General features: G+C 46.8%; 24 protein-coding genes, 4 tRNA genes, 1 pseudogene and 1 riboswitch. Of the genes and pseudogenes, 25 read left to right on the top strand and 4 right to left on the bottom strand.

What is annotated here, in order from left to right:
* Positions 1-8: 8 nt before the first annotated feature.
* From ASG85_RS40050 to ASG85_RS35220, 15 genes and pseudogenes are all read left to right on the top strand, one after another.
* Positions 9-593 (top strand): annotated as a pseudogene (locus ASG85_RS40050) (discoidin domain-containing protein); the annotation flags it as partial.
* Between the two features lie 444 nt (positions 594-1,037).
* Positions 1,038-4,991 (top strand): DNRLRE domain-containing protein, encoded by a 3,954-nt coding sequence (locus tag ASG85_RS35280; RefSeq protein ID WP_235550287.1) that lies wholly within the window; start codon positions 1,038-1,040, stop codon positions 4,989-4,991.
* 259 nt (positions 4,992-5,250) lie between these two features.
* Positions 5,251-5,502, top strand: a complete 252-nt coding sequence (locus ASG85_RS35275) for a DUF1450 domain-containing protein (protein ID WP_057307931.1) — start codon at positions 5,251-5,253, stop codon at positions 5,500-5,502.
* A 114-nt stretch (positions 5,503-5,616) separates the two neighbouring features.
* Positions 5,617-6,126: a ferritin gene (locus ASG85_RS35270; protein WP_057307929.1), complete on the top strand. Its 510-nt coding sequence runs from the start codon at positions 5,617-5,619 to the stop codon at positions 6,124-6,126.
* Between the two features lie 68 nt (positions 6,127-6,194).
* Positions 6,195-6,809, top strand: coding sequence for a GyrI-like domain-containing protein (locus ASG85_RS35265; RefSeq protein WP_060649331.1), 615 nt, complete (start codon positions 6,195-6,197; stop codon positions 6,807-6,809).
* Between the two features lie 54 nt (positions 6,810-6,863).
* Complete coding sequence (locus tag ASG85_RS35260) at positions 6,864-7,319, top strand: hypothetical protein (protein WP_060649330.1); 456 nt, start codon at positions 6,864-6,866, stop codon at positions 7,317-7,319.
* Between the two features lie 27 nt (positions 7,320-7,346).
* Positions 7,347-8,045, top strand: a complete 699-nt coding sequence (locus ASG85_RS35255; RefSeq protein WP_060649329.1) for an AIM24 family protein — start codon at positions 7,347-7,349, stop codon at positions 8,043-8,045.
* Positions 8,046-8,147: 102 nt separating this feature from the next.
* Positions 8,148-8,222 (top strand) — tRNA-Gly (locus tag ASG85_RS35250).
* Between the two features lie 8 nt (positions 8,223-8,230).
* Positions 8,231-8,307, top strand: a tRNA-Arg gene (locus ASG85_RS35245).
* A gap of 16 nt (positions 8,308-8,323) precedes the next feature.
* Positions 8,324-8,400: transfer RNA gene (locus tag ASG85_RS35240), tRNA-Pro, on the top strand.
* A gap of 17 nt (positions 8,401-8,417) precedes the next feature.
* A tRNA-Gly gene (locus ASG85_RS35235) sits at positions 8,418-8,488 on the top strand.
* A gap of 687 nt (positions 8,489-9,175) precedes the next feature.
* Positions 9,176-9,310: a hypothetical protein gene (locus ASG85_RS39685; protein WP_268796151.1), complete on the top strand. Its 135-nt coding sequence runs from the start codon at positions 9,176-9,178 to the stop codon at positions 9,308-9,310.
* Between the two features lie 429 nt (positions 9,311-9,739).
* Positions 9,740-10,336: a hypothetical protein gene (locus ASG85_RS35230; protein ID WP_057307925.1), complete on the top strand. Its 597-nt coding sequence runs from the start codon at positions 9,740-9,742 to the stop codon at positions 10,334-10,336.
* A 66-nt stretch (positions 10,337-10,402) separates the two neighbouring features.
* Positions 10,403-10,563: riboswitch (cyclic di-AMP (ydaO/yuaA leader) on the top strand.
* Positions 10,564-10,565: 2 nt separating this feature from the next.
* The gene (locus tag ASG85_RS35225; protein ID WP_063860471.1) at positions 10,566-11,462 is read left to right on the top strand and encodes an NlpC/P60 family protein; all 897 of its coding nucleotides are present in this window, start codon (positions 10,566-10,568) and stop codon (positions 11,460-11,462) included.
* A 182-nt stretch (positions 11,463-11,644) separates the two neighbouring features.
* A complete protein-coding gene (locus ASG85_RS35220; RefSeq protein WP_060649328.1) occupies positions 11,645-12,304 on the top strand; it encodes a hypothetical protein in 660 nt (219 codons plus the stop codon).
* Here ASG85_RS35220 and ASG85_RS35215 read toward each other — a convergent pair.
* Complete coding sequence (locus tag ASG85_RS35215; protein WP_060649327.1) at positions 12,301-13,755, bottom strand: stalk domain-containing protein; 1,455 nt, start codon at positions 13,753-13,755, stop codon at positions 12,301-12,303. The genes ASG85_RS35220 and ASG85_RS35215 overlap by 4 nt on opposite strands.
* Positions 13,756-13,778: 23 nt before the next feature.
* Positions 13,779-14,948 carry a glycosyltransferase gene (locus ASG85_RS35210; protein ID WP_057307920.1) on the bottom strand — a complete coding sequence of 390 codons (1,170 nt, stop codon included), beginning with the start codon at positions 14,946-14,948 and terminating at the stop codon, positions 13,779-13,781.
* A 135-nt stretch (positions 14,949-15,083) separates the two neighbouring features.
* Here ASG85_RS35210 and yyaC point away from each other — a divergent pair, with 135 nt between their 5' ends.
* From yyaC to ASG85_RS35180, 6 genes are all read left to right on the top strand, one after another.
* The gene (gene yyaC / locus ASG85_RS35205; RefSeq protein ID WP_060649326.1) at positions 15,084-15,617 is read left to right on the top strand and encodes a spore protease YyaC; all 534 of its coding nucleotides are present in this window, start codon (positions 15,084-15,086) and stop codon (positions 15,615-15,617) included.
* Between the two features lie 33 nt (positions 15,618-15,650).
* Positions 15,651-17,450 (top strand): ABC transporter ATP-binding protein, encoded by a 1,800-nt coding sequence (locus tag ASG85_RS35200; protein ID WP_235550286.1) that lies wholly within the window; start codon positions 15,651-15,653, stop codon positions 17,448-17,450.
* Between the two features lie 543 nt (positions 17,451-17,993).
* On the top strand, positions 17,994-18,293 hold the full coding sequence (locus ASG85_RS35195) for a hypothetical protein (protein ID WP_057307916.1): 300 nt from the start codon (positions 17,994-17,996) through the stop codon (positions 18,291-18,293).
* A gap of 92 nt (positions 18,294-18,385) precedes the next feature.
* Positions 18,386-18,694, top strand: coding sequence for a hypothetical protein (locus tag ASG85_RS35190; protein WP_057307914.1), 309 nt, complete (start codon positions 18,386-18,388; stop codon positions 18,692-18,694).
* A gap of 324 nt (positions 18,695-19,018) precedes the next feature.
* Positions 19,019-19,213 (top strand): hypothetical protein, encoded by a 195-nt coding sequence (locus tag ASG85_RS35185; RefSeq protein WP_060649325.1) that lies wholly within the window; start codon positions 19,019-19,021, stop codon positions 19,211-19,213.
* Positions 19,214-19,379: 166 nt separating this feature from the next.
* Positions 19,380-19,889, top strand: a complete 510-nt coding sequence (locus tag ASG85_RS35180) for a hypothetical protein (RefSeq protein ID WP_060649324.1) — start codon at positions 19,380-19,382, stop codon at positions 19,887-19,889.
* Between the two features lie 151 nt (positions 19,890-20,040).
* Here ASG85_RS35180 and ASG85_RS35175 read toward each other — a convergent pair whose 3' ends face one another.
* The gene (locus tag ASG85_RS35175; protein WP_060649323.1) at positions 20,041-20,883 is read right to left on the bottom strand and encodes a TrmB family transcriptional regulator; all 843 of its coding nucleotides are present in this window, start codon (positions 20,881-20,883) and stop codon (positions 20,041-20,043) included.
* A 178-nt stretch (positions 20,884-21,061) separates the two neighbouring features.
* On the opposite strand from ASG85_RS35175, the gene ASG85_RS35170 reads away from it, so the two are divergent.
* Positions 21,062-21,973 carry a DMT family transporter gene (locus ASG85_RS35170; RefSeq protein WP_060649322.1) on the top strand — a complete coding sequence of 304 codons (912 nt, stop codon included), beginning with the start codon at positions 21,062-21,064 and terminating at the stop codon, positions 21,971-21,973.
* A gap of 77 nt (positions 21,974-22,050) precedes the next feature.
* Here ASG85_RS35170 and ASG85_RS35165 read toward each other — a convergent pair whose 3' ends face one another.
* Entirely contained in the window at positions 22,051-22,596 is a 546-nt protein-coding gene (locus ASG85_RS35165; RefSeq protein WP_057307906.1) for a TetR/AcrR family transcriptional regulator, read from the bottom strand.
* Between the two features lie 129 nt (positions 22,597-22,725).
* Between ASG85_RS35165 and ASG85_RS35160 the strand changes: the two genes are divergently transcribed.
* The 3 genes from ASG85_RS35160 to ASG85_RS35150 all read left to right on the top strand — a co-directional run bounded on the left by ASG85_RS35160 (position 22,726) and on the right by ASG85_RS35150 (position 25,870).
* Positions 22,726-22,989 (top strand): carboxymuconolactone decarboxylase family protein, encoded by a 264-nt coding sequence (locus ASG85_RS35160; protein WP_082562676.1) that lies wholly within the window; start codon positions 22,726-22,728, stop codon positions 22,987-22,989.
* Between the two features lie 52 nt (positions 22,990-23,041).
* The gene (locus ASG85_RS35155) at positions 23,042-24,022 is read left to right on the top strand and encodes an aldo/keto reductase (RefSeq protein WP_060649321.1); all 981 of its coding nucleotides are present in this window, start codon (positions 23,042-23,044) and stop codon (positions 24,020-24,022) included.
* A gap of 348 nt (positions 24,023-24,370) precedes the next feature.
* A complete protein-coding gene (locus tag ASG85_RS35150; RefSeq protein WP_060649320.1) occupies positions 24,371-25,870 on the top strand; it encodes a malate:quinone oxidoreductase in 1,500 nt (499 codons plus the stop codon).
* Positions 25,871-25,939: the final 69 nt, after the last annotated feature.

Raw genomic sequence — 25,939 nt, 5'->3', positions numbered from 1 at the left:
AACAGTTGATGGTTCGCCCGGATGACCGGGCGGACGGATCGGCTTATCAAAAGGAGAAAGAGGGGCATGGGATGAAGAGGATAAAACGGATTTGGAGCGCGGGAGTAGCGGGGCTGCTTCTGTTTTCTTCGCTGGCATGGGCACCGACGCAGGGAGTAAGCGGACAAGAGCTTAGGGCAGGCGAGATTTCTTCTGCTGCGCGAGAGGTTCAGGTTGCTTCTGCAACAGAAATTGTGAAAGCGCTTACGATTGTAGCTGCCAGCGCCAGTATGAGTGATGAGAATATCCCTGACAACGCTATCGATCAAGATCTGACGACCCGTTGGTCGGCAAGTGGCGTCGGCCAATGGCTGCAGCTTGACCTAGGGGCCATACAGACGATCGGCTATATCGGCATGGCCTTTTATCGTGGTGATCAGCGTAGTCTGAAGTTCGATATTCAGGTGTCTGCCGATGCCGATACCTGGACGACCGTGTTCTCGGGCAGCGGTAGCGGCAACTCGTTGCAACTGGAGGCGTTCGGTTTCACCCCGACGACGGGCCGATATGTGCGGATCGTGGGGCTCGGCACCGGATCGACGGACTGGAACAGTATTACCGAGGTCCAGGTATATAAGCCGCATCCGGACGGCTTCGTGCTGAGTCCACTTGAGCTTCCCCCGACTGGTCCCGATCCTGCAGCGCTGCCTCATACAAAGCCGGGGCTGTATGAGCCGGACGAGACGTCCCATTCGGTGCCCGAGCTTCCTTTGGTGACGGGGCGGACGCTTAATGTCGTGGATTACGGCGCGACTACGTCGGCTACCGGGACGGACGACGCCGTTGCGATCCGGGCTACGATCGCAGCGGCGCAGCCCGGGGACGAGGTTTACTTTCCCAATGGGCATTACCAGTTGACCAGCACGGCGAGCGACAGCGCTTCGCATCTGCTGCTGCACTCAGGCATTCAGCTTCGCGGGGAAAGCGAGGACGGGGTGCTGCTCGTCTCCGACCATGCCAAGAACATCGGCGACTATGCGACGAGCGAAGGCATCATCTTGCGTATCGCGGGTCAGCAGGGCATCGCCGTTCGGAGTATGACGCTGACGGCAAGCTGGCAGGGTGCGTATCCAACGAGCACAACGGTAGCCAATCCCGAGCGGGGCGGTCCGAAGACCGCTGTCTTGATTTCAGCGGCTAACGGGAATCCTTCGCAGGACATCATTCTAGACCATGTGACGATCGAGAAGTTCCAGCGCGTCGGCGTACTCGTCCGCAGCAGCCGCGATGTCGTTATCCAGTATGCCACGCTGCGCAATGCGACTGATACCCTCGAGGGCGGAGCTGGCTACGGGGTGTCGTTGGAGGGGTTGTCAAAGGAAAGCCGGTTGGGCCGGGACAACGATTCACTATTCAACGTGGTTCGCAACAGCCGCTTCTACGGGCCGTCCCTTCGCCATGGTATCCTACTGAGCAATTGGACGCATAATAATCTGATTGCGGACAATGAGCTGTACCAGACGAAGCTGGACTCGATCGACATGCACGGCGAGGACGAATATATGAATGAATTCGTTGGTAACACTGTGATCGGCAGCGGTGAAGCGGGCATCGGCGTCGGCAATCCAGGGGCGACGCATGACGCAGCCGGACCGGGCAACTACATCCATCACAACCGTATCGAGAATTCGGCCCTGTATGGGATTCAGGTTTATCTGGGGTCACCAGATACGGTGATTGATCATAATGTCATCGCCAACTTCATGAAGCCCGGTACGACGGGAATCCGATTGAAAAATGCTCCGGGCACCCAGGTTCGGGATAATGTGATTGAGAACAATACGGGGCCGGGCTTCTGGGCTATTCATACTTTGTACGATATCGGGAATCCGAACGACGGGGGCAACGGCGCAGGTGAGCCCCGCGACATCAGGATTGAAGGCAATCGGATCGTGGGCAATACGAACGGAATTTTCATCGAGGCGGGCACGGGGATTGTGCTGTCCGGCAATGAAGTGTCGGGCAATACGGGCATCGACTATGACAACCGGACGGTGACAGTGCGCGATTATGTGCCAGTGGCCGATGTGTCGGTCCGACAAGGGACATCGACCAATACGGGGACGGATAGATCGTTGATCGTCCAGGGAGGCAATAACCTCTCCACGCGCCAGTCGTTTCTGAAGTTTGATCTGGGCGCCCTCACCGGATCTGTCAGCTCGGCCAAGCTACTGGTATACGGCAGGGCCTCGGCTACGGGCAGCGATACGGTGAATAGCCTGTATGGTGTGGACAGCGACGACTGGATCGAGTCCGGCAGTTCCGGCATGGTCTGGGCGAATAAGCCTGCGTTAGGCGGTAAGCTGTCGACGGCGCCCTTCACCAAGGATGATTATGCGTGGCGGGTTTTCGATGCTACGGATTATGTTAGGGCGCAGCTGAACGCCGGTGGTGGTCACGAAGCGGCCGCGGGGATCATGTCGCTCGCAGTCGTGCAGGATACTTCGGCGGGCGTGTACACACTGTTCAACAGCCGGGAGTCGAGCGACCATCAGCCATTTTTACGGATCGAGACGTCCGCAACGCGGGAGCTGGAGAGCGTCACACTTACGGCCGACAAGCAGTTTCTAGGTATAGGCCAGCAGGCACAGCTGCAAACGGCTGGAGTGATGAACTCGGGCTATGCGGCACAGCTTGGGAGTGCGTTGATCCGGTATGAGAGCCTTACGCCCGGCTTGGCGGAGGTCAATACTATTGGACAGGTCACCGCGCTGGACGAAGGTACAGCGGTCATTCGCGTCACGGTAACGCTGAACGGCGTGTCGCGTAGCGCAGAAAGCTTTCTCCAGGTGATCGACGGCAATGTGACGAAGCTGCTGCCAACCGATGATGCTTATGTGCGTGGAGGCAGCTATGCTAACTCGAATTACCGGACGAGTAATCTCGAGATTAAGAAGGACGGCAACGAGAGCTTTACCCGTGAAAGCTTCATCAAATTTGATGTGAGCGGTCTGGATGGCGAAATTACGAATGCTAGGCTGATGATGTACGGCATTGGAAGCCCTTCTGCGGTCACAGCGGACGTGTACCGGACTATCGCGGCTTGGTCGGAAGGGACGGTGACGTGGAATACGAAGCCCGCCCGGCTGGACCGGTTGGCAGGACTTGGACTCGCCGCCGATTGGGGATGGAGCGAGACCGATCTGACAGAGGCCATACGTCTGGTAAAAGCCGATGGCTCCAATGGGCAGCTCAGCCTAGGCCTGACGCTGCCGGTAGCGAGCATCAATGCCGTCATCGAGAGCAAGGGAAAGGCGAATGAGCCTTATCTGCTGATCACAACCAAGCAGGCTGAGCCCGATACGGAGCCGCCTGTGGCGACCGTGGGCCAGCCGCTCGACGGAGCAGCCCTATCGGCTCAAGCGATCCGGATTCATTGGGAGCCGTACATCGACAATACTGCGGTCAAGGGCTATTGGATTTACCGGAATGAGCTGCCGTTGACGACAGTAGCTTCTGATGTATATGCGTATACTGATCAGCTTCTTACTCCGTCAACGACGTATGCCTATTCGCTCAGGGCGTTTGATGCCAGCGGTAATATCTCGGGGCTGAGCAATATCGTTAGCATCACGACCTGGCAGTCGGGCGGCCCAGAAGGACCGGGAGTTCAGTCTATAAGCTTATCTCATGTTGTTCCATATATGGAAGCGGGCAAATCTGCGCAATTGCAGCTTAGCGGGAAGATGGATGACGGCTCCTCTGCGGATATGAGCGTAGTTACTGTGGCTTATAGCAGCGATAACACGTCCGTAATGACCGTGGACGCGCTCGGACAAGTAACGGCGATCAAGCCGGGCAGCGCGAAGATTACGGTGACCGCGAGCATTGGATCCACGTTCAAGACGGCGTCCCTCACATTGACGGTCTTTGAAACGATTGCACCTGTCTCTACAGCTACGGTGTCGCCTGCACAACCGGATGGACAAAATGGCTGGTATGCACTGCCTGTAACGGTCAGTTTGTCGGCCACAGATAACTTGTCGGGAGTAGCATCAACCGAATACAGCCTGGATGGCGGGAGCACATGGCAGCAGTATACAACCCCGTTAACCTTCGAACAAGACGGGCAATATAACCTGAGCTACCGTTCTACAGATCTTTCGGGTAATGTGGAAGCTCAGCAGACAGTTACTTTCCATGTTGACAGGACAGTGCCGACCGCTGCGGCAGCTTACAGCAGCACAGCACCCACCTCGGACAGTGTGTTCGCGATCATTACGCCGAGCGAACCTGTAACGATCACGAACAACGGGGGTTCGAGCAGCTATACGTTCAACTTTAACGGCAGCTTCACATTCGAATTTATCGATGCCGCGGGCCATCATGGCACTGCGACGGCTACCGTAACGAATATCGTATACAGAAGTACGGGGGTACCTGGGAAGCCAGTGCTCTCGGACGACAATTGGTACGATACAGGAATTCTTGATGGAAATTACAAGGTTACAATGAATATGTGGTGGGGCAATAACGGTAAAATCTATAAGCTCTATGAGGATAACTTATTAATCGAGACACAAATCCTCACGGACAACTCGCCGAGTGCCCAAACGACCGCAACGTCCGTTACCTACAAAAAGAATGGCACTTACCGTTATTATACGGAACTCGTCAATGCATTCGGTACAACGAGAAGTGATGTGTTAACATTGAACGTCACGCAAGCAGCGCCGGCCAAAACGGTCCTATCCCATGATAACTGGGATGGGGATGGAAATTTCAGCATCAATATGAACATGTGGTGGGGCACGAACGGCACCACATATCGTCTATATGAGAACGGCGTTCTTATCAATACGCAAACATTCACCGATTATACGCCACAAGCGCAATCTGCAGCTACGATGATCCATAATAAACCGATTGGCACGTACGAGTATCGATGCGAGCTTGTTAATTATGCAGGAACAACATCCAGCGATAGGGTTATTGTTCAAGTAAGCAAATGATAGTCTGAGAATGAAACAATGCGCCACCCCTGTTCATTTTCTATGAATAATGGTGGCGCTCGTTTTGATCGATACTTTTTTCATGTTTTAATTCTGCATGCTTGAGGTTCTGTTCAGCTTCCGAAATCTATATAGTAGGCTTGAAATGAGGTTCATGCGAAGGTTTTGAACAAGCTCACCGTAATTTCAGTTGACATTGATTATTATTATCACTAATATCAATTGTAGTGATATATGCGATGGCGGGGAGAGATCGAACATGAAAACGATTAAATACTGCTGTAGAAATGAAAAATTCGGATCCAAACAAATATATAAGTCCTTGAAAAACGAATATCCGGACCTGAAGCAGAAGAAGAAAGACTGCTTAGGCAATTGCAAGCATTGTAAGAAAGAATGTATCGCCATGATCGGTAAAAAGGAACTGTTGTGTGCAGCTTCGCCTGACTTACTTTATGCTCAGATCAAACAAATTATTGCTGAATCTAGAGCAGAAAGCGTGATGGTTTGAACTTAACCCTTCTTAAATTGCTTCTTCCGTTTGTATTTGTATGCGGAGTTCTGGTAATCTTGTATGTATGGGGAATACGCAAGAGATAACCATACAGAAAGGGTGTGTGCATCTATGTTAAACGATACACTTACAGAAGCGCTCAATGAGCAGATGAACTATGAGTTTTACTCCGCGCACGTCTACTTGGCTATTGCTGGTTATTGTGCTGCGGAAAGCTTAGATGGCTTTTCAAACTTTTTTATTGTACAAGCTGAGGAAGAGAAATTCCATGCGATGAAAATTTTCAAATTCATAAATGATCGTGGGAAAAAGGTTAGCTTTGCCGGTATGGATACGCCTGTGAATGAGTACAAATCGATCCTAGATGCTTTTGAACATGCTTATCAACATGAGCAAGAAGTAACAAGACGTATTTATCATCTATCAGATTTGGCATTGAACGATAGAGAGCATGCGACTATGCAGTTCTTGAAATGGTTCATTGATGAGCAGGTAGAGGAAGAAGCAATGTTCGACAGCATTATTAATAAATTGAAACGCATTGATAAAGACAGTAACGCCTTCTACATGTTGGATGCTGAATTTGCTCAACGTTCGTTCACGCCACCAGCAGCGGTATAATTACATACGACTTTTATGAGGATGAGACTTACCTGTTTCGCGAAATTTGGCGAAGGGTAAGTTTTTTTATGTCTACTGACATGCAGTATAAAAGCTATTACACAGCACCCACGAAACCGCAATTGATCGAATTTGAGCCTATCTGGTATGTCACGATTCAAGGTCAAGGGGATCCGGACGGCATAGCCTTCTCAAATGCCACTGAAGCACTTTACACGCTTTCCTACAGCATCAAGGGGATTTATAAGAAAGAGGAAAAAGACTTTACTATGGCCAAGCTGGAAGGCTTATGGTGGGTGGATGGGGATAGAAAAGCCCTGGATGTACCAAGGGAAGAATGGCACTGGAAGCTGTTGATCCGAATGCCAGATTATGTGAGGGCAGAGAGTGTAGAAGAGGTCCGTTCTATTGCAGTGACAAAGAAAAAGGAGCTAACCGTTATCTCGGATATCAATTATGAAACCCTGCATGAGGGAGCTTGTGTACAAATGCTTCATATGGGGCCCTATGCAGCAGAACCGGAATCTTTGAAACAAATCGAGCATTTCTTAACTGAACATAGACGGAAGATCCGCGGCCTCCATCATGAGATTTATTTATCAGACCCGAGGAAGGTAGAGCCTTCGAAAATGAAGACGATTTTACGATATCCTGTTCAATCAGTAGAAGTGGTGACCGGGTGATTTTTGCGGTAAAATAAAAGAAAATGTCGATATTCACAGGGGGAGGGACGGCAGATGCAGACTCGTTATTTGGCGGAGGCGGTAAAAGCCTTTGGCATACTTGTCATCTTGTTCGGGTTTATGTATCCAGCCTCTGCTGTCCAAGCCTCATGGTTGGATCGGGTGAAAGACATCTATCAATTGCCAGAGAATGTGGAACAAATTCAGAAGGACTATGAGGCAACAAAGCAGCAATTAGAGGATCAGAAAGATAAGCTTTCTGAAGCCATGCGGCATTCGCAAGAAACTGAGGAACGGCTTCTTGGGCAAAACGAAACGCTTAAAAAGGAAAATGAACAATTGCAAGAACGCTTAAAGGCCATGGAACAAGTAGCCCTAGATAAAGAAAAGCGAAATCGGAAATTAACCTATATGGCTGTGACGGCTGTTTCGCTAGTTGTTTTTTATTTTGTGCTGGGCCGTGTGTTTCGATTCATTGTCTGGCGGAGGCAGAAGCGCAGAATGAGATAGATGTAGTCTACGAGGAGGTCGGTGTGTATGGAGGTATCTTTCGAGGAAGTAAGCTCACACGCAAAGATAGCCACGTTGCGCATCGAACAGAGGGAGTCTGTTCATGTGCTGCATCCGAACCAAATTGTCGCTTTTCAAGGAAAGTCTGAGCAGAGAGAAGATTCTTTCATGAAGCTGCCGAGTATGTATAGGAAGAAGCGTTTTGTCCAGTCACGGCTGCATGGTCCCGCCAATGTCATGCTAGGGCTGCCTGAAGGATACAGCATGGCTGTTATACCTATAGGAGCGGACGATGATCTTCTGTATGAATTCCGACATGTTTTGTTTTACACAGAGGGAGTCAGCTACACTTCTCATCTGCAAAATGTTAAGAATACATTGATTACGCAGGATCTTGTGAAAATGCAGTTTAAAGGTCCAGGCAAACTAGGACTTCTGACTGCAGGACCGATTTACCAAATGGCATTGGATGCTAAGCAGCCCTTGTATGTCGATACAAGCTGTCTTGTTGCCTATCCGCGGAATGCTCAGCTGCGTCTGTGTGTTTACGGCAATACGCTTGCCAGTCAACATATGAATTATCATTGGGAAATGACGGGGCAAGGTCATGTTCTCATGCAGCCTTGTAAGCCAGATCGCAAATTAGATGAGCATATGAAAAATGATAGTCTATTGCGTCGTATTGCCAAAGAAGTACTGCCGTTTGGCGGTATTTTTATCAAATAAAAAAAGGAAAGAAAAAACATTTGCATTTGTCTTCGATTCCTGATATATTATTCCTTGTCGCCTCGGAGAAACGTTAGCGAGAATGACAAGCAATTATACGATGCGGAAGTGGCTCAGCGGTAGAGCATCGCCTTGCCAAGGCGAGGGTCGCGGGTTCGATCCCCGTCTTCCGCTCCAACTAATTTGCGCCCTTAGCTCAGCTGGATAGAGTATTTGACTACGAATCAAAAGGTCGGGAGTTCGAATCTCTCAGGGCGCGCCATTTTCATAATACGCATCGGGACGTAGCTCAGCTTGGTAGAGCACCTGCTTTGGGAGCAGGGGGTCGCATGTTCAAATCGTGTCGTCCCGACCATCAATCCCTTTTAATATGCGGGCGTAGTTTAATGGTAGAACTTCAGCCTTCCAAGCTGATCGCGCGGGTTCGATTCCCGCCGCCCGCTTYACAGAAWAAGATCACCTTCGGGTGRTCTTTTTCGTTTGAACGGGRAAGGAAGAGAAGCCGTATGGGYTCGACCGTCCGTGAAGRCATCATCGAATATACCCAAGTAGGACGCGCGTCCAAATATACCRCTAGYCGCTTCCGTAGGAAGCATTTYAAATAAGTATTTGGAGTATTCCCGCCGCCCGCTTCATAGTAAGTGAAAAGATCACCTTCGGGTGGTCTTTTTCTGTAGATAAGAAAGTATAAGTTTTTTTATACTTTAGCTTCGAAATCTACCTTGACGAACGCGCTCGTCTCAGGAGGACGACGGAGTCGTTTTTCCTTGTTTGGGGTAAACAAAGGGAATCCACTCTATTTAACACCGATGGATTCGCTTTTTGGTTTAGGGTGAAGGGGGCAGCTGGATTAGTATGCCTGTATAAGGGATTTTTCTTGCTTATAAGTAGGGAAGTAGTTGTACTTCGTGCAACAATTTCCTTGGTTTCCTACTCTCCTAGCTAGAGATGTTGTATCCTGTACAACAATTTAGCCTTAATTCGTTCTAAAAGGCCACTTTTGGTCTAAATTGTTGCATTTTTTACAACACGCGTAGAGAAAACGCTTGATTCGATTGAGTAATGTTGTGCGTAGTACAACTTTAGTTGTTTGTCCGGATAGGAGGGATTCCGCAGGGGTTCGACCGTCCATGAAGGTATCGAAGGACTTACCCGAGAAGGATGATCGTCCTGTCGGTGAAGATTTAAGGATAAGCCGATACCAGCCCAAGCCTGTGATTCTGACAACTGATCTTCGTAAGGAGCCAGTCACTTTATTACACTAGAGATCCAATCACGATCGGATCTGGTTCTAATGTGAGCGAAAGAGGAATCATTCAATTCGTCGGGCTTTTTGGAGCATCATATTTTCTGTGACTACAAGCGAAATCAAAAGCATAATAACTTCTCAATAGTGATAATATCAATATCATCGCATTGAAGCGGACGTGGATCGATATCGAAATAGACATGTCTCAAGCCATAATCGCATATGCATGAAATCGAAGCTTGAACGTTGGTGTTCAGGCTTCTACTTTGTGCTGGAAAAAACACTTGTCAAAACTAACTATATTAGTTAATATACTAATTAAATTAGCATGTGGAAAGGGATGGTGCTCGACATGTCATTTATTGTATTTATGCTCTTATTTACAGTGTTATGCGGATGGCTGGAAAGTCTTGTTCTCAGTCGCTCGAAAAGGGAGGGAATGTAAATGTTTGCTGGACATTTTGGGCTTGCTGCAGCAGTGAAAGCAAGAACACCGGAGGTGCCGATCTGGGCGCTCATGCTTAGTACTCAGCTGCTTGATGTTGTATTCGTCCCTTTATATCTTTCTGGTGTTGAAACGATCGATACAAGCATCGGTACGGGATATGGGGAAGGGATTATTCATGCTGACTATACACACTCATTAGTTGGGGCGCTGCTCATTGCTATCTTATCAGGACTATTGGCTTGGAAGTTGTGGGGCAAAAGAGGAGGCGCAGCTATAGGAGGGCTTACCTTCAGTCACTGGATACTTGATCTTCTCGTTCATCGTACAGATATGCCATTCTTACCGGGGAATGCTGGAGGACTTCCATTAGTAGGATTTAGTCTGTGGCAGTGGCCGTGGGTGAGCGCTGCTCTTGAGATTATTCTCGTGGTTGCAGGTTCTATCCTTTACTTCCACACACTTCGTAATACCGCTAAACTGTCAAAACAAATGACAACAGACGGAAACTTAATTTGGCGTACACGTCTTGCGGGAGGTGTCATGGCCGTTCTATTGATTGCCTCGTTTATTTCAGATTTTGCTTTGCATTTATAACTCTATGGAAACTATTACCACTATGCAAAAGTTGAAAGTAATAGTTCAACTATGCTAGTCTAACATAGACAAAAAATGCCGAATCTCGGAGCAGCAAAAGCTCCGGTACGGGGGACTTCTTTAATTTGGGGTGAATGAATGCTCGGCTGTTTTACTAAACTGAGCACGCTAGGGAAACCTCTTCCCGAACCCGTCAACTAACCTCGGAGGCTTCAAGGAGGCAAGGTTTTTGAAATTTTTCACAAAAAGCTTTATTTGCTCATGCGCACTTGTTGGTGCGGCAGTATCCATTTTGTCCGCTCCCTCGGTTCAAGCAGCATCAGGTTCATCTTCATCCACTGTAAAAGTCCAGGTCAATGATGAGTTGGTTCAGTTCCCAGAAGTACAGCCATTTATTGACAACGCAGGAACGCTGCAAGTCCCTTTGCGAGTACTGTCTGAGAAATTGGGTTATCAAGTAGGCTGGGCGAAGCAAGAAAGCGAAATAGTGGTCACGTTGAAGAGCAAGCAGCAGACGATTCAACTTACAACCGACGAGAAGCAAGCGATCGTTAACAGTAAGAAGATTAGTCTGGAAAGCAGTCCGACGCTTTATCAAGGTAATACGTATGTACCCTTGCGTTTCATTACTGAAACATTCGGTTCTCCGATTGAGTGGAATGAAGCGAATCGTATCGCGATTGTGAATGTCGATGGCAAGTCGCACAAGCCAGCCTGGATTGCACCGCCACCAGCACCAGCTCCAAAGGTAGCAGCGGTAGCTATACCTTCCACGTCTGATCAAATCGTGCAAACAGCAAATACGTTCATGGGCACGCCATACGTTTGGGGAGGCACAACACCCAGAGGGTTTGATTGTTCCGGATTTGTGCGCTATTTGTACGAAGCTAAAGGCATTGATCTACCCAGAACTTCGGTTCAAATGTACGATCAAGCTGGAACCAGGGTTACAGACTTGAAGGTTGGAGATCTTGTGTTTTTTGCAGCAGGCAGTGTAAATCATGTTGGTATTTATCTGGGGAATGATCAATTCATTTCAGCGACAACGTCTAGAGGTGTAACGATAGATAGTCTCGCCAGTTCATACTGGGGATCCAGATATGTGGGAGCCAAAAGAGTTCTGTAAGTAAGCCATGTGGTGAAAAAGGATTAAATCATCGGGCATTTGTTTTCTATGAATCTTTCGAATGAAAGCATAGAAGGCAAATGTTCTTTTTTTACGCGAAATATTGCGATTTTTATCGAAATTTTATGGTTTTTAGCCTATAATGAAGAAATGTTTGGAAGAAAGCAGGTGACACGAACGGCATGCAATTAAGTGTCTGGAAAAGTTGGTTTTATAAAAAAAGACATTCGAATAAAGCAAATAGCATGTATATCGTGGAACAAGGTCCTGCCATACCAGAAGAGATTCGGGGAGTCATTGATCGATTTTTTCTTACGTATAATCATTTCAAAGGGGCAAGAAGCCTACAGACGGATACGTTTATAAAAGAGGTCTTTTACGCAACGAAACAGGATCCGAAGGATCAAAGGACAATTGAAGAGATGGAAGCCTATATTCAGCAGAAAAATGTGCATCGTTTGCGATTGAAATCCTTTGTTGTAGATGAGTATCTTCGTATAGGCGAAAAGGTTTGCATGATTGGTGTGACGAGGGAATTCAGTAATAATCAAAGAAATCGCGTGCTTTATTTTCTAACAAAAGAGGATCAGTCATGGCGCTTTCATCATATCGCAAGGTCTCACCATGGGACTGTTCTAGATAAGTTTGAAGTGAATGAGCAAACGGGGTTCGTGGTTGGAAATGAAAAAGCCGCTCTCCTCTTTCTGACACACTCCGGGTCTGCCGATGCATCCACCTATATTTTGGGTGATTATGTGCATGTGGAAGGTTATTTGGAAGTGGAGCCGGAGGTGAGCAGCCAACTGTATTACCGTATCGTACGAATGAATCGTGTGCACTAAAAGCGAAGTGAAACTCGGTAAAGCCGTGGATCCCATTGGACCTGTCCGCCTAAGGATTCAATAATGGCTCGTAAAGGCATATAAATATGACCTTCTAGTATGGTAGGTGCTTCAGGGAGTACGACGGATTGCCCATTCACAGTCATCACGGAATGATCCGGCCGAAGCTCAAGATTAGTAGAACCCTGATGAACAGTTAATGTACGGGTTGTCCCATTCCATTCAAATTTGGCACCGATTCTTTCTAGAATGCCCCGAAAGGGTACCATACTTGTTTCTTGCAATAAATACCCACGGAACTCATGTACGAATTGTCCATTTACTTCTAATTGGATTTGCGGATGATCTAGACGTTCCACGACAAGTGCATTGCTCAGCGCCCGACCCGGACTTCGCAGCATGGAGCCGTTCGCATACAGAGATGAACTTGCACCTCCGTCCATATTCATCGCATCCGTTAAACCTAGCTTTAGAAGAACTTGCGCCATATCCGCCATCGTAGCTGCGGAGAGCGTCCCCATGACGAACTGATGGGAAGCGTCTAGCCCAATGAAACTGCGTACGTTCGCACTCGTTGTGATTTTGGGATCAGTAAAGCCATCCCGTTCGAAGTCCAAATCAACAGCGCCATTGGTAAGCAGATGCGGTCCGGCTCCAATAGCAGCATCAACCGCTGTAAGTATTGAGCTTTCTCCGGTATCTTGATTATGGAGAGATGAAGACAGCTTCACCGTATCGCCAATATGGATATTAGGCAGCACATAGGTCTTATTGTTGGCACTATTTCCAAGTAGAAATACCTGCCCATCTTCGGGAATATCGACACTCTGTGGCGTAACGGCAGTAACTTTGCCCTCGCGGAGGACAACTTTGGTTGAGTTAGGAAAATCGATGGTCGGTCTAAAAGCGCGGGTGTACCAGACGACTTGATCATTGGCGGAATCACCGTAATATTTGTTCACACCCCAAGCAGTGAATGTGTAGGCTTTGCTCTGATGAGTAACGCTTATTTGGTGCTCCGTTTGGATTCGCCCAAAGCTGGCTGTTTTGTCGGCATGAAGGAGAAAGGCAGGATTAATGCCGGAATGCATGATTTCGCCGGAGCCAATCAGCAAACCATTCGGATAGCGCTGGGTATCATCCTTTTCATAGGCGTCAAAAAAAGTCCCATTGATCCCTGCAATCGCATGGTTTCTCGATAACATGGAGGAGAAGGATTCGTCATGACCAATGCCGCTTTCAGCCGTTACAGGCTTAACGCGCAAATAGGGATCAGTGAGATCCACGGTGACCCATTGCACAGTAAACGACTTGCCATTATGAGCAATCGTTCGGCTTTGTGTTTGAACGGTACCTTGTGCAGAAGTAGATGCTGGGAAGATAACGGCTGCTGAGAGCAGACAGCTGAGCATCACGGTGTAAGTAAGAGTGCGGAAACGCGCATGAGGCATGGCAGCTATCTTCCTTTCTGAATTTACTTCTTTTTTAATTCGCGCAGGGAGTAGAACGTTCCTCTCCAATTGATGCCACCTTGTTTCCAAGTTAGCCATACGGAGCGCACGATCGTATAGAGGAGCAGGGAAGCGCTGATAGGGAGCAGGAAAGCTTCATCCCCGCGTTTGCTCATGAGGCGGAACATTAGCTTGCGGTATAGCCATATTTGTAAAATGACAGCGACAGCATAGGCGGCACCTCTCCAGTCCCAAAGGAAGATCAGACCGAGCCAAGGACAAATAAAAAAGATAAGCTGCCCTAGACAAGCGAGTAAAGCAATAGTGTAGCTGTAGCGAAAACCGGAGAAAAGGTTTTTCTCCAGACCGATGATCGCTTCTTTGAGGGAGCGGTACCATTCGACTTGAAGGATATGCTTGCCGGAAAGAACCTTCTGCCTAAATCCAGCTCGTTTGAGGGAGATGCCTAATTGAAGGTCATCATCAGGTCTAAGGGCGATCGCTTTGTGCGTGCCAATGGCTTCATAAGCACTGCGGCTGACCATGTTAAAGGCACCTATTCCGATGCCCGGTTCACGGGCGCTATCAAGGTTGGCACGCCACGGGCGAACGAATAAGGAAAAAGAGAAGAGGAAGAAATGAACGAAACCTCTGAGCAGCGTGCTTCGCGCAATCATGTTAGGGGTCAGCGTGAGATGCTGTACGTCATGTTCCTTCATATAAGTAACGCTATCTGAAATCGTTCCTGGTGCAAAGATGATATCCGCATCTGTAAAAAGTAAGTACTGGCCTCTTGCTTGCTGATACCCTTGGTAGAGAGCATGGTTTTTGCCAAGCCAGCCTTCAGGCAGTGAGGTGATGTGAATGATTTGCAGCGGTGTGTGAATATCTGTTTTGCGCTGTGACCACTTCCGCAGCTCTTCAAGTCGGACGCCTGTAGCGTCCTGAGAACGGTCATTGACGGCAATGATCTCGAGGCGCGGATAATTTTGCGTGAGAAGGTGACGGACGGTTTCTAGGATGGTACTCTCCTCTTCTTTGGCGGCGATAATGACCGAAACGAGTGGAGGCTTGTCCGGGAGTTTCGTGGATTTGGGCAGTGTATGCAGTAAATGTATGCCTTTATGCACATCGAATGTGATATAAAGCCAGTAGAGGAGGGTCAGGATCGCGATAATTCCTAGGGTGGACATGGTGTGCCTCCTTAAAGTTTTGCTAGCAAAACTTGCATCGTAAGCATAATCTTGAAAGAATAGAAGTTGACCGCATTATATCATTCATCAGGAGTGAGGGGAAATTTTGCTGGATGCGTGTTAAGGGAGGATCTGATGGGGGAAGAACGGATTGAACCGCGGGAGCAGTATTGGAAAAAGATGAATGGCGATCAGTTGGCCATCTTTCTCAAGGCGATTGGGAAAAAGTCGGTGATGAAGCCGGATTCGTTGGCTTTTGTATGTATAGGAACAGATCGATCGACAGGTGATTCATTGGGCCCGCTTGTAGGGAGCAAACTTGTGGAACTGGGGTATCCGCATGTGATAGGAACACTTGAAGCGCCTTGTGATGCTAGTAACTTAGCAGCGCGTTTGCAGGAAATTCCACTTGGTTGTGTGGTGATAGCGATTGATGCATGTTTGGGACAAAAGCTGTCTGTGAGCATGTATCAGGTGTCTAATCAGCCTTTGGCTCCAGGGAAGTCAGTAGGGAAGGTGCTGCCTCAGGTTGGGGATTATACGATTGCGGCTATCGTCAATGCAGACGGGCCTAGACAGTATAGTGTACTACAAACAACATCGCTGTACAGCGTGTTGAAGATGGCAGATGAAGTGACGAAGGCAATCGAGCATGCTTTTCCTATTTAGAAGGCAGCTTAGCGTAGAACGGAGAGATGAGTAGTGGGACCAGGTGGTATGGGGCGGCTTTCCGATAGGAATCGGCCTAAAGCGAAGTTAAAGGATGTTTCGGTAAAAAGGATTTTGCGGTTGTTCAAGGGGTATTGGGGACAATTATTGGCCATTATTGGATTGGCGCTGTTTGCAGCCTTGATTGGTTTAATCCCGCCTCTTGTTATGAAAGAAATTATTGATACAGCGATTCCACAGGGCAATATGAAACTTCTGGCAGGGATGGCACTGTTAATGATATTTCTTCCTGTCGTAAGCGGTATGCTTGGGGTATGGCAAAATCATCTTAATACCAAAGTAACCCAAGGGGTTATTCGTGATTTAGGACAGTCCTTGTTTCATAATTTGCAGCGGCAATCGATGGCTTTCTTTACGGAGGCTCGGTCGGGGGAAATTGTTCAGCGGATCACAGGGGACGTTCAGGCTGTTCAAAGTGTTGTGACCTCATTGGTTGTGTCATCAATCACCCAGATTGTCATTGTTGTTTCGACGATTGGTATTTTGTTTGCCCTTGACTGGAAACTAGCCATTATTTCTGTGCTTATTCTCCCGCTGTTTGTGCTGCCTGTGAAAAAAGTGTCGAGGTTAAGGAAATCGCTGCGCACGGAAACGCAGAAAGTGCGTTCGGATATTACTTCTCAGCTTACTGAGAACTTCGGGATTTCCGGTGCTTTGTTGACACGTATTTTCGGCAGGGAGAAGCAGCAGGAAATCGAGTTTACGGCTATGAACCAGAAGGTGATGGATTTGGAGCTGCGGCTCAATCTGGTCGGTCGTTGGTTCGGGATGGCAACGAGCACGCTGGGGCCGTTAGGCACAGCGATTATTTATATGTACGGCGGCTACTCCGTCATATCCGGCAGCATGACCTTGGGCTCGATCGTCGCCTTTGCGGCGTATCTTGGCCGGTTGTACATGCCTGTAGGTATGCTGCTGAACCTTCATGTGGAGGTAGCGACGGCGCTGGGTGTATTCCAGCGTATCTTCGAGTACCAGGACATGGTGCCGGATGTCATGGACTCAGTTGGGGCTACGCCGCTTACGCAGGTCGCGGGTCGGGTAGCTTATAAGCAGGTTTCCTTCGCTTATAAGCCAGGGCAGTACGCGCTGCGCGATGTCACGTTCGAGGCGCAGCCGGGTGAGATGGTCGCGCTTGTCGGGCCAAGCGGCGCGGGGAAATCGACGCTGATCGGCATGATCGCGCGGCTGTATGACTCGACGTCGGGTGTCGTCGAGGTGGATGGCGTGAACGTCCGCGACGTTCAGCTGGCTTCGCTGCGCGAGCAGATCGCGTACGTGACGCAGGAATCGTTTCTGTTCCACGCGACGATTGGCGACAACCTGCGCTTCGCGCGGGAGGACGCTACGCGTGAGGAGATGGAGGCCGCGTGTCGGCAGGCCTACATCCACGACTTTATCGTGTCGCTTCCCGAAGGGTACGACACGATGGTGGGAGAGCGCGGCCACCGGCTCTCCGGCGGCGAGCGCCAGCGGATCGCGATTGCCCGCGCGATCCTGAAGCGCCCGCGCATCCTCATCCTCGATGAGGCGACGTCGCACTTGGACTCGGAGTCTGAGTCCTATGTGCAAGCGGCTCTCGAGGAGCTGATGCAAGGGCGCACGACGCTCGTGATCGCGCACCGGCTCTCCACGGTGCTGGCCGCCGATCACATTCTGGTGATCGAAGCGGGTAGCGTCGTGGAGCGGGGCACGCACAGCGAGCTGCTAGCACTGGATGGGCTGTATGCGCGGCTGTACAGCACGCAGTTCGCTCATGCTGCTGAGGTGTAGTTGTTCACATGACCACGTTGGTTAATAATTCATGCTAAGGGGCTGTCCCAAGAATAGATAAATATTCGAGAGGGGCTAGCCTCTTCTTCATGGATAGGCATCCATTTTCCATAGGCAGGTTTCACTTAGAGGAACGTATATTCGCTATTTACGTGAAATTAGCTCTAATTCAAGCTAACGCGGATCGTAGAGACGCTATTCCTTTGTTTTTTGCCTCAAATAGCACAAATTTCACCGAATAAAGCTCTCACGTTCCGCAAATTCAAATTTTAGCGCATTTAATCCAAAATAGCGGATTGTCGTTCCGCTGGCATTATTTTAGAGTCTCGAAGGGTGTATTCATATTCTGTTCCATGGGAAGAAACAACTCAAAGAATAACGGCTCGACGTCAAGGGAATAAGATTAACAAAGGTTACGGCTTATCGAAGTAAAAGGAGTTTCATTTGATGAACGACAAAAAAGAAGCTATAGTTCGAATATCTTGACAAACCTTTCTGTAACTAATAGTATTACAGTATAAAAATGAATAGGGGACGTTAAACATGAAATGTAAAATTAATCGAAATGCAGCTAAGGTTTTAAAAGATATGTTGAGTAGTGAAGAAGCTGAGGGGAAGATGATTCGTGTATTTATTACGCTGAATCATGGAGAGCACGCGCATTATGATGTGAAGCTTGATACACCTACTGAGCATGATGAAATCGTAGAAACAGACAAAGACATTAAAATTTTACTAGATAAACGGGAAAACCTTTTGGATGGGGTTTGGGTTCAATATTTTCATGTGCCGGAAGAAGGGTTTTTCATAACGAACCCTTCAACAGGATTTCTTGAAAAATAAGGGAATGGATAGTAAAATTCTCAGATAGTTGAGACCGCCCATGTTTCTACACATGGGTTATTTTTATATTGAACGATCATGGAGGAATTTCAATGAGTCAACGCTATCGAATCACAAGAGAATTTCAGGAAAAGGACAATTCTGCGAAAACCATATCTTTGGAAGAGTGCAAGCTGTATTTTACGTCCAAACCTGACTTTTCCTATACATCCGTGTTTACGGTAACAGGCTCTACCAGCATGTCTATTGAGGGGGATTTCTTCATGTGGAGCTATGGCGATACCAAAATCCCATTCCGGCATTATCAGGGAGATATTTATGTATCAGGCACCAATGAAGCCGTGATCCCTAAGATGATTGAGGTTGCGAGCGAATTGGGGGCGGATGTGCTGGAAGGGTAATTGTTGAAAACAAAAAAAGCACAATGAACCAGGAGCATATAGCTCCTGATCCATTGTGCTTTTTTGCTTCACACTGTTCCATTTCTTTAATGCAATGCTGGTTGTGGAACCATTAATTTACTGACAAGTTTGCCAACGAACAAGGATTCTCACAATGTAACAGCAATTGTGCTTTCCGACTTGGAATAATATAGTATTATTGAATGATGGCAAGCAGATTGAGCAGAGACAATAAGCATGTAGGGTTTGTTATGCAACAACTTCGGGTCCTACTGAACACATATAAAAAGATTTAATTTACGTTAAAAAATGGAGGCAGCAATCGTGGTTACAATTGAGGATTTTATGAAATTAGATATCCGTGTCGGTACTGTAATTAAAGCAGAGCCTTTTCCGGAAGCTCGAAAACCTGCAGGGTTTAAATCTGAGGTGTTGGTCATCGGCGGTGTTCCAACAGAAGGTGATGTGGTTCTCTTAAAACCGGATGAACCTGTTAAAAACGGTACACCAATAGCTTGAGATGAGTTATTGGCAAACATTGTTTGCCCATTTTATGAAAAGAAGCTGCCCTCAAGTTCACTCCCTACATTTACCAATGCTTTTTAGCGAACAATCCGTCTTGTTCTAGAGTCAAATAAAATAAACACCTAAATTACGTAAACATATAGAACTGAAGGAGAACTTTATGAAAAAAGGTTTGAGATCGCTAATTCACTGGCACTCGTTTATGGATCAACTTGAGACTTATACGGCAGCTACATTGTTGAAGTTGAAAAAATGTTTGAACCCGGTAACTAACAAAATTGGTTTTGGTATTTACTTTTATAAGGATATCACCATAAATTTAAATCGTTTGAACAAAGATATGCTCGCAATAGTCGCCGATTTTGTTACACTTTCGCATTTCGACAAGCGTACATTTCCTAGCTTTGTATCGGTTGCCGATGGGATATACGCGACGATGTTTACGAAAGTGCCTAACCATATTATTAAAAGGATTACTACTTTGGTCACTGCGTTACCAGGTTATAAAGCACTGCAATCTGCATCCCGTTCTTACGGGTACAAATGTGAGCTTCACTACAACCAGGGAAAAGTATTTTTTGGCTCGTTACAAATTCATTTTAAGAAAATCCAAAACGAGCTCTCCTCTCCTAGTTACGCAGCCATTCCAATGCTAGGAAAGACAGATTAAGAAATGCGACAACTGTTATAGAACAAGTGAAATAAATAGGGCTTGGTTTTTCTACCGCAACCTCGACATGAATCCGCGGTGGGAAGGTCGGCGATGTTGCGGGGCGGATACTAATCTCCGGGGCTTTCTTTTTTTAACTCAGACTTTGAAGTTAATTTCCAAAGCCTAGCCTCATCGCCATGTTGTAGCCAGCCGGCCCGAAGTTATACCTTTTTCGCAGATCGATTAGGTTGGGTCCGAATGTCTGTTCTAGCATTTCACGGTGCGCTTGCATAATCTCATAGATGTATAGGTCATGAATGATGACCTCGGTGATCGGCATGACGAGACCAGGGTGCATGGTCCAAGCGGCGCGGCTGTCCGTTCCAAGAGAAACGATACCGGCCACCACTTCGCGGTCGTCTATGCTAGCCACGATCCAACGGCCGCCGTATTCCCATGTAATCTCTTCACTCGAATCATGTGGGTACACTTGCGCAAAATCGAACTGTAGTTCTCCATAGACGACAATCAGAATCTCAACGCCTCGTTCCGCAGCCCTCCGCAGTTCCGGTTCCAATAGCTTGGCTTCTTCTGTCCAGATTTCTAGCAGAACACGCCCAGTCGCCCGATTAATCGCTTCCGCCGCCCGGCTCAAAATGGCTTCAAACCCGGTGATGTTCCAAATGTTTTCCCGATTTAAGGATACATAAGAGTAGTTGGCAAGCGCTGTTTCAGCAGCTTTAAATGAGGAGTCGATTTTGCTTTTTTTCAGCCGGATCAGCTCTTGCGGCGGCAATGGCGTGTACAGTGAAGGATCCTCGAGACTGACCATGACTTCGCCGCGCCCCACCATTCCGCTTAGCACTTCATAAATTTTAGAACGCGGTACACCCGAGTTCAAAGAAATCGCATATCCCGATAAAGGAGATTTATCCAGTAACGCCAGGTACGCTTTGGCTTCATATTCGGTAAAATTCAAATCCTGCAACTGCTGAATGATTTCTAATTTCATTTTTTAACCTCCTACCCTCCGCATCGTATATAAGTCCGTTTTTTTCAGTTATCCGATTTACTCCATTATTACACTTGACAGACGATAGTGCCAATGGTGTACCATTTATATAGTCGCTACAAAAGTAGCCACTATATATCCAAATACCCAATTACTTAGAATTCCTTGGAGGTACAGCATGGATGCATCAAATGAAATTCAAAAAGTACTAATAGTAAAAACCCAAAAAAGCAGCAGCCTTTACTTAATCGCCGTCATTATTGCCATTTTGCTATGGAGCACCTCGTTTGTTGGGACTAAGATTGCATACCTTTCCTTTCCGCCTCTCACATTGGGGGCAGCACGCTTTGTAATTGCTTCGGTCATTTTAGGAGCGATTATGCTGTCTCGAAAAGAATTTATAAGGCCTGCACCGAAGGATATGGGATTGATGGCGCTCAGCGGAATATTGGGAACGACTCTTTACTTTGCGCTGGAGAATATCGGGCTTGAGCTGACAACGGCATCCAGCGCCGCGCTGATCGTCGCTTCTTACCCGGCCATAACAGCGCTGCTTGAGTTTATTTTTTTTCGCATAAAGATTTCCTGGGTGAAGGGGGTTGGGATTGTGATGGCCGTTCTCGGAGTGTATCAGATTTCGGGCGGCAGTTCGGGGGAGAGTTCAGGACAGCTGACGGGTAACCTAATTCTAATTCTGGCGGGCGTTGTGTTTGCTGCTTATAACTTTACCACACGCAAAGTTGTCAAAAACTATTCCATGGTAACCGTTTCGTTTTACCAGACGATTGCAGGGACGCTTGCATTCATTCCGCTTGCACTGATAGAGCGGTCAAGATGGCAGGTGCCTAGCGCAGAGTCTCTCTGGGTGCTGCTCTATCTTGGGGTTTTCTGCTCTGTAACAGCTTTTATGCTTTATAATTATGGACTGCGCAACCTCAGCTCTGGAACTGCAATGGCGCTGATGAACCTCGTTCCTCTTTTTGGCGTGTTATTCTCAACCGTATTCCTACATGAAGTCTTGCATATATTTGATTTGATCGGTGGAATGGTTATTATTGTTGGGGTTATTCTGAGTGTGAGGGAAAAGTGAACTAGTTATTGAGTATTCCACGGAACAAGAAACGAAAAAAGTTCAAGTACCAATACGGTGCTTGAGCTACATACTGATTACACATTTCTATCTAACAATGTCCCCAATTGTTCTGCCAAAACTTGATGGGTGACAGGCTTTCCATTAGTAAACCACCATTCCACTACCCCTACATAAGCAGATGCAACAAACCTAACTAGAAGATCTTCATTTAACCTCTCGTTCTTACCTTTGGTCACATCGACCTCATTCGTTAATTCTTCGATAAGTAAGTCAAGAAATCGACCACGAAAATAAGGGGCACCTTTACTCGCTAACATCATTGAGAAGAATGAATAATTACGCTCAAAGTATTCAGTCCACATCAGAGTCGCTTCGATAAAATCCAATTCGGATGCCGTTCTGCACATTTCCCTTAGAACGTTTATATGTTCTTCAATGAGTTTATCCAGCAGATCAAATTTATCCAAATAATGAAGATAGATGGTCCCGCGGCTCACATTCGCCCTGTCGGAAAGATCCTGTATCGTAATGTCATCAAAATTTTTCTCTGACATTAGTTCAATAACAGCTTTTTTTAACGCTTCCTGCGTTTTAAGTATCCTTCGATCCACTTTAGCCAACTGGCGGTCACCAAGCTTTCGTAAATAATTAACAATTATTAAGCAGCTGTTCATTTCTTAACAAATTACGCTCATTTAACAATTGCAGATGTTCTATATTTGCTTATAATTATAGACACGTGTCCATTAATGTATCAAGAATTATTATTGACTTATTGTGTTTGGGAACGCAAGGAACTGTCTCAGCGAGACCGCAGCCTGATTACCGTAGCGAGTCTGATCACCGGAGGAAATACGGAGCAACTGACTTTTCATTTGAATAAAGCGAAAGAAAATGGGATTTCAGAAGAAGAACTCAAAGAAGTGATTATTCATCTCGCTTTTTACGCCGGATGGCCGAAATCGATGTCTGCTATGATGGTTGCCAAAAAAGTGTTTTCAGAAGGGCAATAAAGAGTGCCGGGTGAGGCTTCTTATATGATAAGAAAAAGGAGTGCACATACGAATGGAATATGTGAAACTTGGAAATACAGGCTTGGATGTATCCCATATTTGTCTTGGCTGTATGGGCTTTGGTGAAGCAGGGCGGTGGATCCATCAGTGGGTACTTGATGAGGAACGCAGTCGTTCAATCATTAAAAAAGCTTTGGAGATGGGTATCAACTTTTTTGATACGGCGAACGTATATTCCGACGGGACAAGCGAGGAAATTGTTGGGCGGGCTCTAAAGGATTATGCTAACCGAGATGAAATTGTGCTCGCAACGAAGGTACATGGGCGCATGCATGAAGGTCCAAACGGTGCCGGACTTTCCCGAAAGTCAATCATGAGTGAAATTGATAAGAGTCTTAAGAGACTGGGAACAGATTATGTGGATCTGTACCAAATTCACCGCTGGGATTACAGTACGCCCATCGAAGAGACGATGGAAGCCTTGCATGATGTGGTGAAGGCTGGGAAGGCAAGATACATTGGTGCTTCAGCCATGTACGCATGGCAGTTTCTGAAGGCCTTACATGTAGCTGAGAAAAATGGATGGACCCGATTCGTATCGATGCAGAATCATTTGAACCTCATATACCGTGAAGAGGAAAGGGAGATGCTGCCGCTTTGTAGGGCTGAAAAAATCGGTGTGATTCCATATAGCCCGCTTGCAGGAGGAAGATTGACGCGTGATATGCAGGAAACAACACATCGTTCCGAAACCGATCAAATTGCAAAAGCGAAATACGATGCGACTGCAAGTACCGATCGATTGGTCGTGGAGCGGGTTGCGGCAATCGCAGAAAAACATGGCGTTCCCCGCGTTCAAATCGCACTTGCCTGGTTGCTGCAGAAAGAACCGGTAACAGCTCCAATTATCGGTGCGACAAAAGTCTCTCATCTCGAAGATGCGGTAGCTGCTCTCTCAATTAAATTAACAACTGAAGAAGTCGCATCGCTGGAAGAACCGTATGTCCCTCACCCAATCATTGGTTTTCAGTAACCTGGCTATGGGTCTGTATATGGGATTCATGAAGGGGAAATATCATTAATTGAAGATTAGTTGAGTGGCGCCCGCGAGATGATGCAAGTTGTGTTGAGCTAACCAAAACCTTAATCCATGCAAAAGCTGGGTTAAGGTCTTGGTTTTTTTGTGTTCATTGGGCCTTGTGGACGGATTTCTCACTTTTCACCAGCTTTTAAATAGCTTATAATTATCAGATAATACTATGATATGGTTATAATTGAAACAGAAAAGGTGTGTGACTAGTTCGCGCCTTGGTTTGGTATGACGCCTAAGCAGGAGCGCCTACATCCTTTCTGCAAATTTTAGGGTATAAGGATGGTAAAAATGAGCAACGGAGAAACTAAAACAGATGTCATCTTAATTGGTGCCGGAATCATGAGTGCGACTTTAGGGACACTTCTGAAAGAATTAGTACCGGAATGGGAAATTACAGTGTTTGAGAAGCTCGAAAATGCAGGAGAGGAAAGCACTAACGAATGGAATAATGCAGGAACAGGGCATGCGGCACTGTGCGAGCTTAACTACACTGTCGAAAAACCAGATGGATCTATAGATATTAGCAAAGCTATCCAAATTAATGAACAGTTTCAGCTTTCCATGCAGTTTTGGTCTTATCTTGTAAACAGCAAGCTGATAAGTAATCCGCATGACTTTATCATGCCATTGCCTCATATGAGTATGGTACAAGGGAAAGATAATGTAACGTTTTTAAAGAAACGTTTTGAGTCGATGTCAAATAATCCTCTGTTTCAAGGGATGGAATTTTCCGATGACCCTGCAAAATTAATGGAATGGATTCCGCTTATTATACAAAATCGTCCATCGAGTGAATCTATAGCGGCAACAAAAATCGACTCTGGAACAGATGTCAACTTTGGTGCTTTAACACGCATTTTGTTTGACCACTTAAAGCGTAAAAACGTCGATATCAAATACAAACATAGCGTTGATAATATGAAACGTACTAGCGACGGCTCGTGGGAGTTGAAAGTACGAAACGACAGCGGCAACGTCGAACGGCACACTGCAAAATTCGTCTTTATCGGAGGCGGGGGAGGAAGCCTGCATTTACTGCAAAAATCCGGTATTCCTGAAGGAAAACATATTGGAGGATTCCCGGTAAGCGGAATATTTATGGTATGTAATAATCCGGATGTTATAGCGCAGCATCACGCAAAAGTATACGGCAAAGCAAAAGTTGGAGCTCCTCCAATGTCTGTTCCGCATCTTGACACAAGATTTATCGACAATAAAAAATCGTTGCTATTTGGACCGTTTGCGGGCTTCTCACCAAAGTTTTTAAAAACCGGTTCCATGTTTGATTTGGTAACTTCCGTAAAACCGAATAATCTCGTAACCATGTTGTCGGCAGGCGCAAAAAACATGTCATTGACAAAATACCTGATCGAGCAAGTCATGTTATCGAAAGAAAAGCGCATGGAAGAGTTACGAGAGTTTATCCCGAACGCCAAAAGCGAAGATTGGGATTCAGTAGCAGCTGGCCAACGTGTACAAGTTATCAAAGATACTGAAGCTGGCGGCAAAGGTACGCTTCAATTTGGTACGGAAGTTATTAGTGCCGCTGATGGCTCGATTGCAGCATTACTAGGTGCTTCCCCAGGTGCTTCTACGGCTGTTCACGTTATGCTTGAGGTAATTAAAAAATGCTTCCCGCAACATGTGAAAGAGTGGGAACCGAAAATTAAAGAAATGATTCCTTCTTATGGCGTGTCTCTAATGGAAAATCCAGAGCTTCTGCACAAAATTCATACTTCAACAACAGAGACGCTTGGTTTAAACCAGAAAGAGTTGGTCTCTAGTTAATTCTTTGGATGTAGAAACAGCATAAAAAGCGCGATGTCACTTTAGCATCGCGCTTTTTAAATTTAAGAT

This window comes from Paenibacillus sp. Soil724D2 (genome assembly GCF_001427935.1).
Classification (GTDB): domain Bacteria; phylum Bacillota; class Bacilli; order Paenibacillales; family NBRC-103111; genus Paenibacillus_E.
The sequence above is the reverse complement of the archived record's forward strand: the minus strand, read 5'-3'. Positions and strand labels throughout refer to the sequence as shown.